Origin of the sequence: Phycicoccus sp. M110.8 (assembly GCF_032464895.1) — a bacterium.
Classification (GTDB): Bacteria; Actinomycetota; Actinomycetes; order Actinomycetales; family Dermatophilaceae; genus Pedococcus.
This window is the reverse complement of the sequence record NZ_JAWDIC010000001.1, coordinates 1,614,010-1,630,011: the sequence shown is the minus strand read 5'-3', so window position 1 is coordinate 1,630,011 and position 16,002 is coordinate 1,614,010. Positions and strand designations below refer to the sequence as shown.

Here is a 16,002-nt window from a genome sequence, read left to right as displayed (position 1 = left end):
CTGTGTGGGGCGGTCATCGGGTCTCCTCCTTGAACAGGCTGAAGGCGGTGCGCAGCGCGGCGGTCGCGATGAGGATGGTGCCGATCACGACGACCACCCCGGCGGCGGACGCCCGGCCGTAGTCCTGTGCGGTGTAGAAGGTCTGGTAGATGAAGTAGGGCAGGTTCGCGGTGCCGAGGCCGCCGGACGTGATCGTGAAGACGTGGTCGAAGTTCTGCACCACGTAGATCGCGCCGAGCAGCGCCGAGAGCTCGATGTACTGGCGCAGGTGCGGCAAGGTCATGCTGCGGAAGATCTGCCACGAGCTGGCCCCGTCGATGCGGGCCGCCTCGACGACGTCGAGCGGCCGGCTCTGCAGGCCCGCCAGCAGGATCAGCATCATGAACGGCGTCCACTGCCACACCAGGGCGGCGATGATCGCGATCAGCGGGTTGTTCGTGATCCAGTCCGGCTGGGGCGCGTTGTCGCCGAACACCGCCTTGAGCAGCCCGTTGAGCAGGCCGTACTCGGGGTTGTAGAGCGCGTGCTTCCACAGCAGCGCCGCCGCGACCGGCACCACGAGGAACGGGGTGATCATCAGGGTGCGGACCGCACCACGACCGGCGAATTTGCGGTCGAGGAGCAGGGCGATCGCCAGGCCCAAGACGAGGCTGACGACGACCACGCTGACGGTCAGAAGGATCGTGACGAGCACGGCCGAGCGGGTGTTGGTGTCGGTGAACACGCGGGCGAAGTTGTCGAAGCCGGCGAACCCCCGCTCGTCCGGGTAGTACGCGTTCCAGTTCATGAACGAGATGACCAGGGTCGCGAGGAACGGCACCTGGGTCATGACGATGATGAAGGCGAGCGCCGGCAGCAGGGGCGCCCGGCGCGCCCAGGCGCCCGACTTCTGCAGGGCCCGGCTCGGTGCGTCCAGCTGGTCCCGCCCGGTGCGGGCCGTCGTCGCGGTCGCCATCACTGCCCCCTTGCCTGGTAGCGCTCGGCGACGTCGTCGGCGAGCTGTTGTCCCTTGTCGAGCGCGTCCTTCACCGACGTCTTGCCCGCGATGGCCGAGCTCACGTCCTGGCTGACCTGGGTACCGAGGTCGGGGAACTCGGGGATGTCGACGAACTGGATGCCGATCGCCGGCCGCGGCTGCACGCCCGGGTTCTCCGGGTCGGCGGCCTCGATGGCGGCCTTGGTCGGCCCGGCGAAGGCGGACGCCACCTTGAGGTACTCGGGGTTCTCGTAGGTCGAGGCGCGCTTGCCCGCCGGCACCTTGGCCCAGCCGAGCTGGGTGCCGACGAGCTTCTCGTAGTCCTTGCCGCTGGCCCAGGAGATGTACTTCCAGGCGTTGTCCTTCTTGGTGCTGGCCTGCTGGATCGACCACGACCAGGCGTAGAGCCAGCCCGAGGAGTCGGTCTTCACCACGGGGGCCGGGGCGTAGCCGAACTTGCCCTTGGTCGGTGAGTTGTCGGCCTCGAGCGAGCCGGCCGCGGACGTGGCGTCGTACCACATGGCGACGTTGCCCTGGACGAGGTTGTTGAGGCACTCGGTGAAGCCGGCCTGCGGTGCGCCCTTCTCACCGTGGGCCCGGACCAGGTCGACGTAGAACTGGACTGCCTGGGTGAACTCCGGCGCGTTCACCTTCGGGGTCCAGTCCTTCTCGAACCACGTGCCACCGAAGGTGTTCACGACGGTGGTCAGCGGTGCGAAGAGCTGCCCCCAGCCGGGCTGCCCGCGCAGGCAGATCCCGCGCATGCCGGGCCTGGCGCCGTCGACCTTCGCTGCGATGTCGGCGACCTGCTGCCAGGTCGGCCTCTGCGGCATCGTGATCCCCTTCGCCTGCAGGATGTCCTTGCGGTACATGAGGAACGAGGACTCGCCGTAGAACGGCTCCCCGTAGACCTTGCCGTTGCTGGACAGCGAGGTCCGCATCGGCTTCAGGATGTCCTGCTGGTCGAACGAGGGGTCCTTGGCGATGTAGCCGTCCAGCGGGGCGATCCACTTGGCCTTGGCGTAGATGGGGATCTCGAAGTTCGACAGGGACGCCACGTCGTACTGCCCGGCCTGGCTGGAGAACTCCTGGCTGATCTTGTCGCGCACGTCGTTCTCCGGCAGCACGGTGAAGTTCACCCTGATGCCGGTCTGCTTGGTGAAGTTCGCGGCGGTCAGCTTCTGCAGGTCGACCATCTGCGGGTTGTTGACCATGAGGACGTTGATGCTGTCCTTGCCGCCGCCGCCCCCTCCGCCGCCGCCCCAGCCGGCGCAGGCCGACAGGCCCAGGGCCGTCGCCGTGACCGCAGCCACCACCGCTGCTCGTGAGATCCGGATCCGCACGCGTCCTCCTCCGTCACCGTCGACGGCTCCCTGATGGAACGGCTCGCCGTGATGGAACGACGTGCCCTGATGGAACGACGTGCCCTGATGGAACGGCTTGCCTTGCGCTCAGATGAGCGCGATGATGCGCAAACGAGTAACCCGAGTAAAACCGCGCCGGGGGACGCTGTCAACGGGGAGGATGGAGCCGTGAGCGACGACGGACCCGCCGAGCTCGTCCTGCTCGCAGCGGTGGCACGGCGGCACTACCTGCAGAACCAGTCCAAGGTGGAGATCGCCGAGGAGCTCGGGATCAGCCGGTTCAAGGTCGCCCGGCTGCTCGAGTCCGCCCGCGAGCGCGGCCTCGTCCGGATCGAGATCGTCCGCCAGGGGGCGCTCGACGTCGACGCGTCGGCCCGGCTGCAGGAGCGCTACGGCCTGCGCCACGCCGTCGTCGTGGAGCCGGCCGACCACGACCCCGGGTCCGTGCGGCACCAGCTCGGCCGCGCGGCCGCCGAGCTGCTCGCCGAGGTGCTCGAGCCCGGCGACGTCCTGGGTCTGCCCTGGTCGCGGATGGTGCACGCCATGGTGGGGGCGCTGACCTCGCTGCCCCCCGTCGAGGTCGTCCAGCTCACGGGCGCGATCGCCCTGCCGGACTTCGACAGCAGTGCGGTCGACATCGTCCGGCGGGCGGCCCGGCTGGCCGGTGGCCCGGCCCGCGTCTTCTACGCGCCGTTCGTCCTCGACAGCAAGGCGAGCGCCGACGCGCTTCGCCGCCAGCCGGCCGTCGCCGACGGGATGCAGGCGGCTGCCCGGGTCACCAAGGCGGTCGTCGGGATCGGCCGCTGGGCCGAGGGCCAGTCCACCATCCACGACCTCCTCGACGAGGCCGAGCGCGCGGAGCTGGCCCGGGCTGGCGTCGTCGGGGAGCTGGCCGGGGTCTTCTTCGACTCGAACGGAAAACCGTTGCGCCCCAAGGTCGCTGCGCGCTTCGTGACCATCGACGCCGACGTGCTCGCCGGCATACCCGAGGTCATCGCGGTGGCCTCGGGTCATGCCAAGGCGCCCGCCGTCCGGGCCGCCCTCGGCGGCGCGCTCGTGCAGGGGCTGGTGGTCGACACCGGGCTCGCCGAGGCGCTGCTCGCCGACTGAGGGACCCCTTGCCAGGTCCTGGGCGTCTGTGGGAAAGTCACCCATGTAAGCGCTTTCAACGATGAGAGGCGGACGACGTGGCGACTTCCCCCGGTCCCCGCGCAGGAGCGACGATCTACTCCGTCGCCGAGCGCGCAGGTGTCTCCATCGCCACCGTCTCGCGGGTCCTCCAGGGCTCCAGCGCCGTCTCGGAGACGACCCGCCGGCGGGTGCTCGAGGCCGCCGACGAGCTCCGGTACGTGCCGCTCGGTGCGGCCCGCAGCCTGGCCGTCCGGCACCACGAGGCACACGGGCTGCTGCTGCCGGAGCTCTCCGGTCCGTACTACTCCGAGCTGCTCATGGGGTTCGAGTCGCGCGCGGGCGAGCTCGGCCAGAGCGTCGTCCTCATGCTGGCCGAGGGCAAGCGCGACGTCGCCGCGGCGGTGCGCAAGCTCGCGACCCGCGTCGACGGCGTGGCCATGCTGGGCTCCTCGGCCATCCCCGACGCGGCAGTCACGGCACTGCGCGGCAGCAAGCCCGTGGTGCTCATCGCCGGCGAGGCCAGGCCCGAGATCGACGCCGTCACCTCCGAGAACACCGGCAGCGCGCACGCCATGACGGTGCACGTCCTCGGCCACGGCCGGTCGCGGGTCGTCTTCGTGGGTGACCCGGACTCCGGCCCCGACGTGCGCGAGCGGTATGCCGGCTTCGTCGCCGCCCACGAGGAGGCCGGCCTCGTGGCCGCTCAGCCGGAGCGGGTCGCGCTGCGCGAGAGCGCCGGAAGCGAGCTCGCGGACCGCCTGCTCGCAGGCGCCGTCAGGGCGGACGCGCTCGTCTGCGCCAACGACGAGATCGCCCTCGCCGTCATGAAGCGGCTGCGCGAGGGCGGCCTGTCCGTGCCCGACGACGTCGCGGTCACCGGCTGGGACGACGTGATGACTGCCCGGTACGTGGTCCCGGGCCTGACCACGGTCCGCCAGCCGGTGCGCGAGCTGGGCGCCTTCGCCGCCGACCGCCTGCACGAGCGCATCACCGGTGCGCCGGTGCTGCGCGACACCCGGATCATCCCCACCGAGCTCGTCATCCGGTCCTCGTGCGGCTGCGCCGCCGAGCCGGTGCCACGGCGCTGACGACCGCTGCCGCGCCGGCCAGTCCCCTCCCCGCCGTTCCCCGCTCCACGCACGCTGCCCGAACACCTCCACGCTCAGTCCCCCGAACACCTCCACCACGTCCCCGACACCGTTCCGTCCGCACCCCCCAGGAAAGAGGAACCCCGATGAGACGCACACCCGCGATCGCGGTCGCGACGCTGACCGCCGCCGCGCTGGCCCTGAGTGCCTGCGGCCGTGACAACGCCGCGGCCGGCGGTGGCGCCGAGAAGGCCAAGGACATCAGCTCCGGAAAGGCGACCGGCACGCTCACCGTCTGGGCGATGGGCGCCGAGGGCGACAAGCTGCCCGACCTGCTCAAGGACTTCGAGGCGGCCAACCCCGGCGTCAAGGTCAACGTGACCGCCATCCCGTGGGACTCCGCCCACGACAAGTTCACGACCGCCATCACGGCCGGCACCACGCCCGACGCGGCGATGGTCGGCAGCACGTGGATGGGTGAGTTCGCCGGCCTCGGCGCGCTCGACCCGGTGCCGCCGTCGATCGACACCAGCTCGTTCTTCGAGGGCGCGCAGAAGACCAACGAGGTCGACGGCACGAACTACGGGATCCCCTGGTACGTCGAGACCCGGCTCGTGTTCTACCGGACCGACCTGGCGAAGAAGGCCGGCATCACGACGCCCCCCACCGACTGGGACGGCCTGAAGTCGATGGCCAAGGCCATGCAGACCAAGGCCGGCGCGAAGTACGGCATGGGCTTCCAGGCCGGTGGCCAGGGGTCGTGGCAGTCGATCATGCCGTTCGCGTGGTCGAACGGCGCCGACCTCACCAAGGACGGCGGCAAGGCCTACAACTTCGACGACCCGAAGATCCTGGAGGCCGTGAAGTACTACCAGAGCTACTTCACCGACGGGATCTCCGACAAGGCCGCCCCGAACACCCCGACCACCGAGCCCGACTTCAAGTCCGGCCGCGTCCCGATGTTCATCTCCGGTCCCTGGATGATGTCCGCCGTCGAGAAGGTCGGCGTGAGCAAGGACCAGTACGACGTCATGCAGGTGCCCGCGAAGGAGAAGTCCTCCTCGTTCGTCGGCGGCTCGAACTTCGCGGTCTTCAAGAAGTCGAAGAACCGGGACAGCGCCTGGAAGCTCGTGAAGTGGCTGTCCGACCCCAAGGTGCAGGCCAAGTGGTACGGCATGTCGACCGACCTGCCCTCGGTGAAGTCGGCGTGGGACGACCCCTCGATCTCCGGTGACCCCAAGCTGGCGAAGTTCGGCAAGCAGCTCGAGACCGCCCAGGCCCCGCCGAGCTTCCCGTCGTGGGAGCAGGTCGCGACCGCCTTCGACACCGAGATGGAGAAGGTCATGAAGACCGGCGCCGACCCGGAGGCCGCGCTCAAGGCCACCCAGCAGCAGGCCGAGTCGATCGGCACCGGCCGGTAACCATGGGTGCCACCACGGTGACCGCACCGCGCGAGGGGACGGACGAGACCCGTCCGTCCCCCCGCGGGGGCGGCGTGGCCGGAGCCGCGCGCCGGCGCCAGGGGATCGCGGCCTGGGTCCTCGCCCTGCCGTTCTGCCTGCTGTTCCTCGTCTTCACGGCGTGGCCGGTCCTCCAGTCGCTCTGCATGAGCTTCACGGACACCCGGGCCCGGGACCTGCGGACCCCGTTCGCGGTCGACGTCGTGGGGATCGAGAACTACGCCAAGGCGCTCTCCGACCCGATCTTCCGCCAGTCGATGCTCAACACCGCCTACTTCGTGGTGGTCGGCGTCCCGCTCACGATGGTGCTGGCGCTCGCCGCCGCCGTCGCCCTCGACCGTGGCATCAGCCGGCTGCGCGGCCTGTTCCGGCTGGGGTTCTACACGCCGGTCATCACCTCGATCGTCGCCGTGGCCGTCGTGTGGCGGTTCCTGCTCGAGCGCAACTACGGGCTCATCAACACCGTGCTCGGGTGGGTCGGCATCGACGGGCCGAACTGGCTCGGCGACCCGCACTGGGCCATGCCGGGCCTCATCCTCATGGCGTCCTGGCGCAACTTCGGCACCGGCATGATCATCTTCCTCGCCGGGTTGCAGGCCGTCCCGTGGATGCTGCACGAGGCCGCGGCCATCGACGGGGCCGGTGCCTGGCGCCGGTTCCGCCACATCACCCTTCCGCTGCTGCGGCCGACCCTGCTGTTCGTCTCGGTGACGACCGGCATCGGCTACCTGCAGTTCTTCGAGGAGCCGTTCGTCATGACCAACGGCGGCCCGCTCAACAGCACCATCTCCATGTCCATGTACACGTACCGGCAGTTCGGGTTCGGCAACTACGGCCTCGCCGCGGCGATGAGCTACCTCATCTTCGTCATCGTCGCCGTCGTCACCGCCGTGCAGTTCCGGCTGCTGCGCGAGAACACGTGAGGACGCCATGACCCGGACCCGATCCCAGTGGTGGCTCTACGTCGTCCTGACCCTGGTGCTGCTCGCCGTCATCGCCCCGTTCGTCTGGATGGTGCTCGGCAGCTTCAAGACCCAGGGCGAGCTGCTGTCCAACCCGCCGACCTGGTGGCCGCAGACGGCGACGCTCGACAACTACACGCGGCTGTTCTCCCGGTTGAACTTCTCGCAGTACTTCCTCAACTCGACCGTGGTGGCCGTGTGCGTGACCGCGGGCAACCTGCTGTTCTGCTCGATGGTCGGATACGCCCTGGCGATGCTCGACTTCCCCGGCCGCCGGGCGCTGTTCCTCGTCGTCATGGGCACGCTGCTCATCCCCGGCGTGGTCACCTTCGTGCCGCTGTTCGTCCTGGTGACGAACGTCGGCCTGGCCAACAGCCTGCCGGGCCTGATCCTGCCGTTCCTCGTGAGCCCGTTCGGCGTCTTCCTGATGCGGCAGTACATCAGCGGCCTGCCGCGGGACCTGCTCGACGCCGGGAGGGTCGACGGCGCCGGCGAGCTGCGGATCTTCGCGCGGGTGTTCCTGCCGCTGTGCGGACCCGCACTCGCGACCCTGGGGATCCTCACCTTCCTCGGCTCGTGGAACAACTTCCTGTGGCCGCTCGTCGTCGCGCAGGAGGAGAGCAGGTACACCCTCCCCGTCGCCCTCGCGCTCTACTCCAAGGGCCAGAACTCGACGCAGTACGGCCTGCTCCTCGCCGGGGCCACCGTCGTCGTCATCCCCGTCCTCGCGATCTTCCTCGCCTTCCAGCGCCGCTTCATCGAGGGAATCGCCACCACCGGCATCAAGTGATGTCCCCCCACCCCCTGAAGATCGGAACCGTCATGGCCACCCCTTCGCCCGACTCCCGTCCCACCCTCTCCCTGCCCGCTCCGTCCCTGCCGACCCCCACGCGCCGCCAGCTGCTCGTCGGTGCCACCGCCGCGGCCGCCGTCGGCCTCACCGCCCCCAGGGCGAGTGCCTCGACGTATGCCGGTGCGCCGGCGCGCGCGGCCGGCGCCCCGGCACACCTCCGCGGCGACTCGGGCACCGTCGACGCCGCGCGCATTCGCACCTGGGCGGCCGACACGTGGCGCAGCCTCGTGGCGATGACCGACCCGGGGACCGGCCTGCCGGCCGACAACATCCCGGAGTCCCTTGCGGCGCAGGACCGTTCGGGCTACACGTCGCCGACCAACATCGGCGGCCTGCTGTGGTCGACCGTCGTCGCGCGGGACCTCGGGATCATCAGCCGCGGCGAGTGCACGAGCCGCCTCCTGCGCACCCTCCGCACGGTCGACCGGCTGGAGCACCACACCCCGAGCGGCATGTTCTACAACTGGTACGACGAGGCGACCGGCGAGGTGCTCACGACCTGGCCCGACGACGGCAACCGCGTCTACCCGTTCCTGTCGAGCGTCGACAACGGCTGGCTGGGCGCAGCCCTGCGGGTCGTCATGAGCGCCGACCCCGGTGCGGCCCCGCTGGCTCGCCGGATCTTCGGGCGGATGCGCTGGGACATGTTCTACGACGCCGACACCTCCCACCCTGGCGTCCGTCCCGGCGGGCTCATCCACGGGGGCTTCTACGACGCACCGCCGCCGCCCGGGTTCTCCGGCTACACCGGCAACCACATCGGGGTCGGCCCGGACGTCTGGTACACCAACCACCACTACGACACCACCGTGTCCGAGACGCGCATCACCAGCTACCTCGGCATCCTGACCGGCCAGATCCCCGGGAAGCAGTACTACGCGATGTGGCGCACCTTCCCGGCGAGCTGCGACTGGGCCTGGCCGGAGACGCAGCCGGTCGGCGAGGCCCGCACCTACGACGGCATCGAGGTCTTCGAGGGGGCGTACACCTACCGCGGCATGCGGATCGTCCCGGGCTGGGGCGGCAGCATGTTCGAAGAGCTCATGCCCGACATGTTCGTCCCCGAGTCGAGCTGGGCGCCGCGGTCGTGGGGGCTCAACCACCTGCTGCACGTACGGGCCCAGCGCGAGCACGGGCTGCTCGAGGCCGGTTACGGCTACTGGGGCTTCTCACCGTCGAGCAACCCCGCCGGCGGCTACCGCGAGTACGGCGTGGACCAGCTCGGCATGAACCCCGACGGCTACTTCTCCGACCAGGAGAAGACCAACGTCGACGCCGGCTTCGGCGACTGCCGGGAGGGGACGAACCCGCACCCCAGCTTCGGCGACGGCGTGGTCACCCCGCACGCGTCGTTCCTGGCGATGATGCACGAGCCGCAGCAGGCCGCCGCCAACCTCGCGAGGATCCAGGACGAGCTCGGGGCCTACGGCAGGGGCGGCTTCTTCGACGCCGTCGCCGTCCGGTCCGGCACGGTGGCGCGCCGCTACCTGTCGCTGGACCAGGCGATGGTGATGGGTTCGATCGGGAACGTGTTGGCGGACAACGTGATCCGTCGCGCGTTCAGCACCCGTGACGTCGAGCGCGCCCTGCGCCCCGTCCTCGGTGTGGAAGAGTTCGGGGCCGGACCCGCCTGACCCCCGTGGGCGCGTCCCCACCCCCTGACGGGGACGCGTCCACGGGCTCCACCCGACCCGTCGCGGAGGCGACGGGCACCGCACGTCCCCACGACGAAAGGCACGCATGGAGCCCGTGAGGAAGACCTCACCGGACGGAGTCGAGTACCGCGACCTCAACCGCAACGGCCGGATGGACCCGTTCGAGGATCCCCGCCTGTCCGTGGAGGAGCGCGTCGCCGACCTGCTGCCACGGCTCTCCCTCGAGGAGAAGGCCGGCCTGATGTTCCACACCGTCATCGAGGCCGGCGCGGACGGCACGGTCAAGGAGGCGCCGGGGGCGATCAGCAAGTCGCCGACGAGCGAGGTCGTGCTCCGCAAGCACCTCACCCACTTCAACGTGCACGCCCTCGACGACGCCCGCATGGCGGCCCGCTGGCACAACGCCCTCCAGGCCATCGCCGAGCAGGCGCCGCACGGCATACCGGTCACGGTGTCGACGGACCCCCGGCACGCCTTCATCGAGAACGCCGGCGCCTCGTTCGCAGCCAAGGCGTTCTCGCAGTGGCCCGAGGCGTTGGGCCTGGCCGCGCTGCGCGACGAGGACCTCGTGCGCCGGTTCGGCGACGTCGCCCGGCAGGAGTACGTCGCGGTCGGCATCCGGATGGCCCTGCACCCGACCCTCGACCTCGCCACCGAACCGCGGTGGGCGCGGCAGTCAGGGACGTTCGGCCAGGACCCCGACCTCGTGACCCGGCTGGGCGTGGCGTACCTCAAGGGCTTCCAGCAGGACGCCCTCGGCCCGGACAGCGTGGCCTGCGTGAGCAAGCACTTCCCCGGCGGCGGCCCGCAGAAGGACGGAGAGGACGCCCACTTCCCCTACGGCCGCGAGCAGGTCTACCCCGGTGGGCGGTTCGCGGACCACCTCAAGCCGTTCCCGGCGGTCATCGAGGCCGGGACCGCGGCGATCATGCCCTACTACGGCATGCCGGTCGGGCTCGAGATCGACGGCGAGAAGATCGAGGAGGTCGGCTTCGGCTACAACAGGCAGGTCGTGACCGGCCTGCTGCGCGAGAAGCTCGGCTACGACGGGGTCGTCCTCACCGACTGGGAGCTCGTCAACGACAACCACGTCGGCGACCAGGTGCTCCCGGCGCGGTCCTGGGGCGTCGAGCACCTCGACCCGCACGGCCGGATGGAGCTCATCCTCGAGGCGGGTGCGGACCAGTTCGGCGGCGAGGAGTGCGTCGAGGTGCTGCTCGACCTCGTCCGCGACGGCCGGGTCAGCGAGGCGCGCATCGACGAGTCCGCCGCCCGGCTGCTCGCGGTGAAGTTCCGGCTCGGCCTCTTCGACGACCCCTACGTGGACGAGGACGCGGCGGCGGTCACCGTGGGGCGCAAGGACTTCCGCGACGCCGGGTATGCCGCGCAGGCGGCGTCGGTGACGGTCCTCCAGAACGGCACGGAGCACCGCGCGCCGGTGCTGCCGCTGGGGCGCGGGGGCCGCCGCGTCTACGTCGAGAACCTGTCCGCGGAGGCGGCTGCGGCTCTCGGTGAGGTGGTGCAGCGGCCCGAGGACGCCGACGTGGCGGTCGTGCGCCTGCACGCGCCGTTCGAGCCGCGGTCGGACCTGTTCCTCGAGTCGTGGTTCCACCAGGGGTCGCTCGACTTCGCCCCCGGGCTCGTGTCGCGGCTCGAACGCATCGCCCGGTCGTGCCCCCTCGTCCTGGACGTGGTGCTCGACCGTCCGGCGGTGCTGACGCCGCTGCTGCCGTTCGCGAGCGCGGTGGTCGGCAGCTACGGCAGCAACGACTCCGCGCTCGTGGACGCCCTCACCGGGGTCGTCGAGCCCGTCGGCCGGCTGCCGTTCGACCTGCCGCGGTCGATGGAGCAGGTGCGGCAGCACGGCGAGGACGTCCCCGGGTACGACGACCCGCTCTTCGCCTTCGGCCACGGCCTCGGCCTGCCGTCGCGCCCCGACTGAGCCGCCGCCTCCCGGCATACGCGCACCCCCACCCCTGCCACCGCAAGACAACGGTTGCCCGGCAAACCGCGGGACGAGAACCCGCGGAAAGCCGGACAACCGTTGTCTTGCCCGAGGGGGACTGGCGAGCGGGGTCGGTCGGGCCAGGCGGCTCGGGTCAGTGGGGGTGGGCGGCGGACCAGGCGCGGTCCTGGCGCTGGGACCACAGGCGGTCGGCCGCGTCGATGCTCGCCCGGCTCGACAGGTCCACGCCGGCCCGCTTCGCCGCAGCCCTCGCGCGCGCGGTCGTGAGGTCGGGCGCGCGGAACTGCTCGGGCACGATCGTGCGGTCGGCGGCGGCATACCGGCGCTGCTGCGTCGCCAGGGTCGTGCTGGAGTCGGCCGCGACCCGCAGGGTGGCTGCGGTGACGGTCAGTGCCGAGCCGGTGAGCGGTGTGCTGACGAGCGGCGCGTAGCCGTCTCGGTGTCCGGCGACGTTCGGGTGGTAGCTCTCGCTCACCGGGTTGGACAGGCCGTTGAGCCACTCGGTGCTGTCGCAGACGGCGTGGCCGGTGAAGCGGCTCGTCGGGTTGGCGAAGGAGAAGCCCTTGGCCGAGGCCTGCGCCGACAGCTTGCTGTTGAGCAGGTCGGCGGTCGAGTTGAGGCGCGACTCCTCGGTGGGGGAGAACCACGTGAACGCGTTGCAGTCCTCGCCGTTGAAGATGCGCGGGTAGCCGACGACGGTGACCCGTGCGTTTGGCGCCTTGGCCCGGATCGAGGAGTAGAGGGTCGAGAGCCGGCCCGGGAGCACGTTGTTGATGATGTACTGCGCGTCGTCGATGGCGCCGTTGCAGTCGCTCATCCAGCCCGGCTGGGCGCACTCGGTGAGGACGTCGGCGAACCCGGCGTCGTTGCCGCCCACCGAGATCGACACGTAGGTCGTGCCGGAGCCGAGGGCCGACAGCTGGGTGTTGGTGACGTCGGCGACCTTGGCACCGGAGCAGGCCCGGAAGTTCAGCGCCAGTCCCTTGTTCGCCGCGATGAGCGAGGGGTACGCGTAGACCGACCGCTGGCACGAGGTGCCGTCGTTGATGTACGTGCGGGTCCCCACACCGGAGGAGTACGAGTCGCCGAGCGCGACGTAGGAGCTCGCCGCCGATGCGGGTGCTGCGGTGACGGTCAGGGCCGTCGCGACACCGAGTGCCGCGAGCGCGCCGAACGTGCGGGTTCTCGCCATTGAGGTCTCCCTGCGGTCCAGTGGGTCGGTGGTCCGCACCCTAGGGCGGTGCCCGCTCGCGGCGGGAGGGTCGAGGGCGGACCCTTGCCAAGTCCTGACCATCCGCAGGCCGGCCCGCGACCTCGCGCCGCGACCCGGCCCTGACCTGCGGAGACGCCGTCCGCTCGAGTGGCGGCCCGCGCGGCGAGGGCATAGGAAGGACGGGCGGCGCACGGGCGTCGCCGAACCCAGGGAGAAGAGCCATGAGCGAGACCCCCATGAACGACGACGACACGATGGGCACGAGCGAGGGCCCGGCTGACGGCGGCGCGAACGCAGGCGGCCACGACGGCGGTGCCGACGGCGGCGCCGGTGCCGAGGGCCCGGCCGACGGCGGCGCCAACCTCGGTGGCCACGACGGCGGTGCGGACGGTGGCGCGGACGGTGGTGCCGGTGGCGAGGGTCCGGCCGACGGCGGGGCGAACCCCGGTGGCCACGACGGCGGCGCGGATGGCGGCGCCGACGGTGGTGCGGACGGTGGTGCGGAAGGCGGTGCCGACGGTGGTGCCGGTGGCGAGGGCCCGGCAGACGGTGGGGCGAACCCGGGCGGTCACGACGGCGGTGCCGACGGTGGCGCGGACGCGACCGACCGGGGTCTGTGAGCGCTCCTGAGCCGACCGTCGTGACGACGACCGACCAGCACCGGGAGCACGTCCAGTCGGGCGGGCTCCCGGTGCTGTCGCGCCTGGTGGGGGTCGGGCCCGAGGAGTTCGCGGGCCGCTACTGGTCCCGCGAGCCGCTGCTGACCCGGGCGGCCGACCTGCCGCTGCCCTTCGACGACTTGTTCTCGGCGGCGGCGGTGGACGAGCTCGTCTCGACCCGCGGCCTGCGCACGCCGTTCCTGCGCATGGCGCAGAACGGCACGACGCTGCCCGAGCGCAGCTTCACCCGCGGCGGCGGCATCGGCGCGGCCATCGCCGACCAGGCCAGCGACGACGCCGTCCTGTCGCACTTCGCCGACGGCGCGACCCTCGTCCTGCAGGGCCTGCACCGGACGTGGGAGCCGGTGGTCCGGTTCTCCCAGTCCCTCGCCGCCGCACTGGGCCACCCCGTGCAGGTGAACGCCTACGTGACCCCGCCGCAGAACACCGGGTTCAGCGACCACTACGACGTCCACGACGTCTTCGTCCTGCAGGTCGCCGGTGAGAAGCGCTGGCGCATCCGGCCGCCCGTGCACCCGCTGCCCCTGCGCGACGAGCCGTGGACGGACCACCGCGCCGCCGTCGAGCAGGCGGCCGAGGGCGCCGAACCCCTGATCGAGACGACCTTCCGCCCCGGCGACTGCCTCTACCTGCCGCGCGGCTACCTGCACTCGGCCACGGCGCTCGGCGGCACGAGCATCCACCTCACGATCGGGGTGCACGCCTGGACGCGGCGTCACGTCGCCGACCAGCTCGTGCGGGCCGCCGTGGCCCGCGCGTCCCGCGGCCCCGACCTGCGCACCGCCCTGGCCGTCGGCACCGACCTCGTCGGCACCGGCCCGGGCCGCGACGACGTCGAGGCGGTCCGCCGGGCCCTGCTCGACGCCATCGCCGAGGTCGACGCCAGCGAGCTCGCAGCCGGCCTGGCCGGTGCGGCCCGCGCCGCCCAGCGGCCCGCCCCGCTCTCCCCGCTCGCGCAGGCGGAGGCGGCCGCGCACGCCGACGAGTCGACGCGCGTCCGCGTCCGCGACCACGTCGAGGCCACGCTCGAGCCCGCCCCCGGCGGCGCGGGCGGCACGGTGCTGCGCAGCCGCGTGGGCGCCCTGCCCGTGGCGGGCGGCGACCTCGCCGCGGTCGAGGCGCTCCTCGCGGACGGGCAGGCGACCGCTGCTGCCCTGGGGGTCGAGCTCGCGCGCACGCTGCTGCGCACGGGTGTCGTCGTCCCGGCATGACCGGCGTCCTGTGGGGCACCGGGGGCGCGCCACCGACGGCGTTCCGGTGACCACGCCCCGCTGCGCGACGTCGGCCCGGCGTCGCGGCGACCCCATGCTCGGCACGGCTGCACCGGCCACCCGCTGGCTGCTCCTCGAGCATCCGGGAGGCTGGCTGCCCGCTGCGTTCGACAGCCCGGGCCTGCCGACCGGGGTCGGGGCGACCCTGCACCGCACCGCGCTCGCCGTCGGCGGCCGCGCCGTCCTCGTCCGCCGACCCGGCCGCCGCCCTGCGGGTGCGCCCCGCCACTGGGGCGTCGTGGACACCGACGGGCCCCAGCAGTGGGCCACCTGGTCCGGCGCCGAGGACCTCGAGGCCGCCGTGGCAGCCCTGCGCGACGGGCCGGACCCGGGCAGCGGCTCCGGCCCCGCCGGCGGCCTTGGCGATCCGGGTGATCCGGGCCCGCAGCTGCTCGTGTGCACCCATGGTCGGCACGACGTCTGCTGCGCCGTCCGCGGCAGGCCCGTCGCCGCCGCCGTGGCTGCCCGGTGGCCGGAGTCGACGTGGGAGTGCTCGCACATCGGCGGCGACCGGTTCGCCGCGAACCTGCTGGTCGTGCCGGACGGCACCACGTACGGCGGCCTCGACCCCGACTCCGCCGTCGCCGTGGTGGAGCAGCACCTGTCCGGCCGGGTCGACCTCGAGCACCTGCGCGGGTTCTCGACGGCCCCGCCGCCCGTCCAGGCCGCCCTCGCCGCCGTCCTGCGCGACCACGGCGGGGGCCCGCGCGACGTCCGGTCCGGCGCGGTCACCGCCACCGGCCCCGACACGTGGGAGGTCGAGGTCCTCGGTGCCGCGGGGGTGCCCGCGCACACGCTCGTCGACGTGCGCCGCGGCACCCAGCCCGCGACGCGCCTCACCTGCCGGGCGCCGGGTGAGGCCGTGGCATACACGTATGCCGCCGTGCCCCGCACCCGATGACCGCAGGGGAACGCGCGCCACACCCGCGCTCCGTGGACGCGTCGCTGGCCGGCAAGCCGCCGCTGGGAGGATGGCCGCGTGCGTGAGGTGGTCGTGTCGCTCGTGGTCGCCCTGGCCGTGGCCTGGGTGGCGCTCGTCGTCGCGCTGCTCGTGGCACGTCCTCGCGGGAGCGCGCTGACCGAGTCCCTGCGGCTCCTGCCCGACCTCGTCCGCCTGGTCAAGGACCTCGTGACCGACCGGTCGCAACCGCCGTCGGTCCGGTGGCGCCTCGTCGCCCTGGCGGGTTACCTCGCCCTGCCGTTCGACCTGGTGCCGGACTTCATCCCCGTGGTCGGGTACGCCGACGACGTCGTGGTCGTGCTCTGGACGCTGCGGTCGGTCCTGCGCCGGGTCGGCGTCGAGGAGTGCCGCCGGCGCTGGCGCGGCACGGACGACGGCTTCGAGGCCCTGCGCCGACTGACCCGCACCTGACCCGGACCCCG

At 72.1% G+C, this 16,002-nt stretch carries 14 protein-coding genes; 11 read left to right on the top strand and 3 right to left on the bottom strand.

Features of this window, described 5'->3' with window-relative positions; all coding sequences use genetic code 11:
- Positions 1 to 13: 13 nt before the first annotated feature.
- A complete protein-coding gene (locus RKE38_RS07770; RefSeq protein WP_316006869.1) occupies positions 14 to 955 on the bottom strand; it encodes a sugar ABC transporter permease in 942 nt (313 codons plus the stop codon).
- On the bottom strand, positions 955 to 2,319 hold the full coding sequence (locus tag RKE38_RS07765) for a sugar ABC transporter substrate-binding protein (protein WP_316006868.1): 1,365 nt from the start codon (positions 2,317 to 2,319) through the stop codon (positions 955 to 957). The genes RKE38_RS07770 and RKE38_RS07765 overlap by 1 nt, the downstream gene beginning before the upstream one ends.
- 189 nt (positions 2,320 to 2,508) lie before the next feature.
- Between RKE38_RS07765 and RKE38_RS07760 the strand changes: the two genes are divergently transcribed.
- The 7 genes from RKE38_RS07760 to RKE38_RS07730 all read left to right on the top strand — a co-directional run bounded on the left by RKE38_RS07760 (position 2,509) and on the right by RKE38_RS07730 (position 11,431).
- On the top strand, positions 2,509 to 3,450 hold the full coding sequence (locus tag RKE38_RS07760; protein WP_316006867.1) for a sugar-binding transcriptional regulator: 942 nt from the start codon (positions 2,509 to 2,511) through the stop codon (positions 3,448 to 3,450).
- A 77-nt stretch (positions 3,451 to 3,527) separates the two neighbouring features.
- Positions 3,528 to 4,559 (top strand): LacI family DNA-binding transcriptional regulator, encoded by a 1,032-nt coding sequence (locus tag RKE38_RS07755; RefSeq protein ID WP_316006866.1) that lies wholly within the window; start codon positions 3,528 to 3,530, stop codon positions 4,557 to 4,559.
- Positions 4,560 to 4,705: 146 nt separating this feature from the next.
- Positions 4,706 to 5,980, top strand: coding sequence for a sugar ABC transporter substrate-binding protein (locus RKE38_RS07750; RefSeq protein ID WP_316006865.1), 1,275 nt, complete (start codon positions 4,706 to 4,708; stop codon positions 5,978 to 5,980).
- A 2-nt stretch (positions 5,981 to 5,982) separates the two neighbouring features.
- Positions 5,983 to 6,942, top strand: a complete 960-nt coding sequence (locus tag RKE38_RS07745) for a sugar ABC transporter permease (RefSeq protein WP_316006864.1) — start codon at positions 5,983 to 5,985, stop codon at positions 6,940 to 6,942.
- A gap of 7 nt (positions 6,943 to 6,949) precedes the next feature.
- Entirely contained in the window at positions 6,950 to 7,771 is an 822-nt protein-coding gene (locus RKE38_RS07740; protein WP_316006863.1) for a carbohydrate ABC transporter permease, read from the top strand.
- Positions 7,772 to 7,803: 32 nt separating this feature from the next.
- The gene (locus RKE38_RS07735) at positions 7,804 to 9,468 is read left to right on the top strand and encodes a glucoamylase family protein (RefSeq protein WP_316006862.1); all 1,665 of its coding nucleotides are present in this window, start codon (positions 7,804 to 7,806) and stop codon (positions 9,466 to 9,468) included.
- Positions 9,469 to 9,574: 106 nt separating this feature from the next.
- A complete protein-coding gene (locus RKE38_RS07730; protein ID WP_316006861.1) occupies positions 9,575 to 11,431 on the top strand; it encodes a glycoside hydrolase family 3 protein in 1,857 nt (618 codons plus the stop codon).
- Positions 11,432 to 11,588: 157 nt separating this feature from the next.
- Here RKE38_RS07730 and RKE38_RS07725 read toward each other — a convergent pair whose 3' ends face one another.
- The gene (locus RKE38_RS07725) at positions 11,589 to 12,647 is read right to left on the bottom strand and encodes an SGNH/GDSL hydrolase family protein (protein ID WP_316006860.1); all 1,059 of its coding nucleotides are present in this window, start codon (positions 12,645 to 12,647) and stop codon (positions 11,589 to 11,591) included.
- A 242-nt stretch (positions 12,648 to 12,889) separates the two neighbouring features.
- Between RKE38_RS07725 and RKE38_RS07720 the strand changes: the two genes are divergently transcribed.
- The 4 genes from RKE38_RS07720 to RKE38_RS07705 all read left to right on the top strand — a co-directional run bounded on the left by RKE38_RS07720 (position 12,890) and on the right by RKE38_RS07705 (position 15,991).
- The gene (locus tag RKE38_RS07720) at positions 12,890 to 13,288 is read left to right on the top strand and encodes a hypothetical protein (protein WP_316006859.1); all 399 of its coding nucleotides are present in this window, start codon (positions 12,890 to 12,892) and stop codon (positions 13,286 to 13,288) included.
- Between the two features lie 20 nt (positions 13,289 to 13,308).
- A complete protein-coding gene (locus RKE38_RS07715; protein ID WP_316007612.1) occupies positions 13,309 to 14,559 on the top strand; it encodes a cupin domain-containing protein in 1,251 nt (416 codons plus the stop codon).
- 46 nt (positions 14,560 to 14,605) lie between these two features.
- Positions 14,606 to 15,520: a sucrase ferredoxin gene (locus RKE38_RS07710; RefSeq protein ID WP_316006858.1), complete on the top strand. Its 915-nt coding sequence runs from the start codon at positions 14,606 to 14,608 to the stop codon at positions 15,518 to 15,520.
- Positions 15,521 to 15,598: 78 nt separating this feature from the next.
- Positions 15,599 to 15,991, top strand: a complete 393-nt coding sequence (locus tag RKE38_RS07705) for a YkvA family protein (protein WP_316006857.1) — start codon at positions 15,599 to 15,601, stop codon at positions 15,989 to 15,991.
- Positions 15,992 to 16,002: the final 11 nt, after the last annotated feature.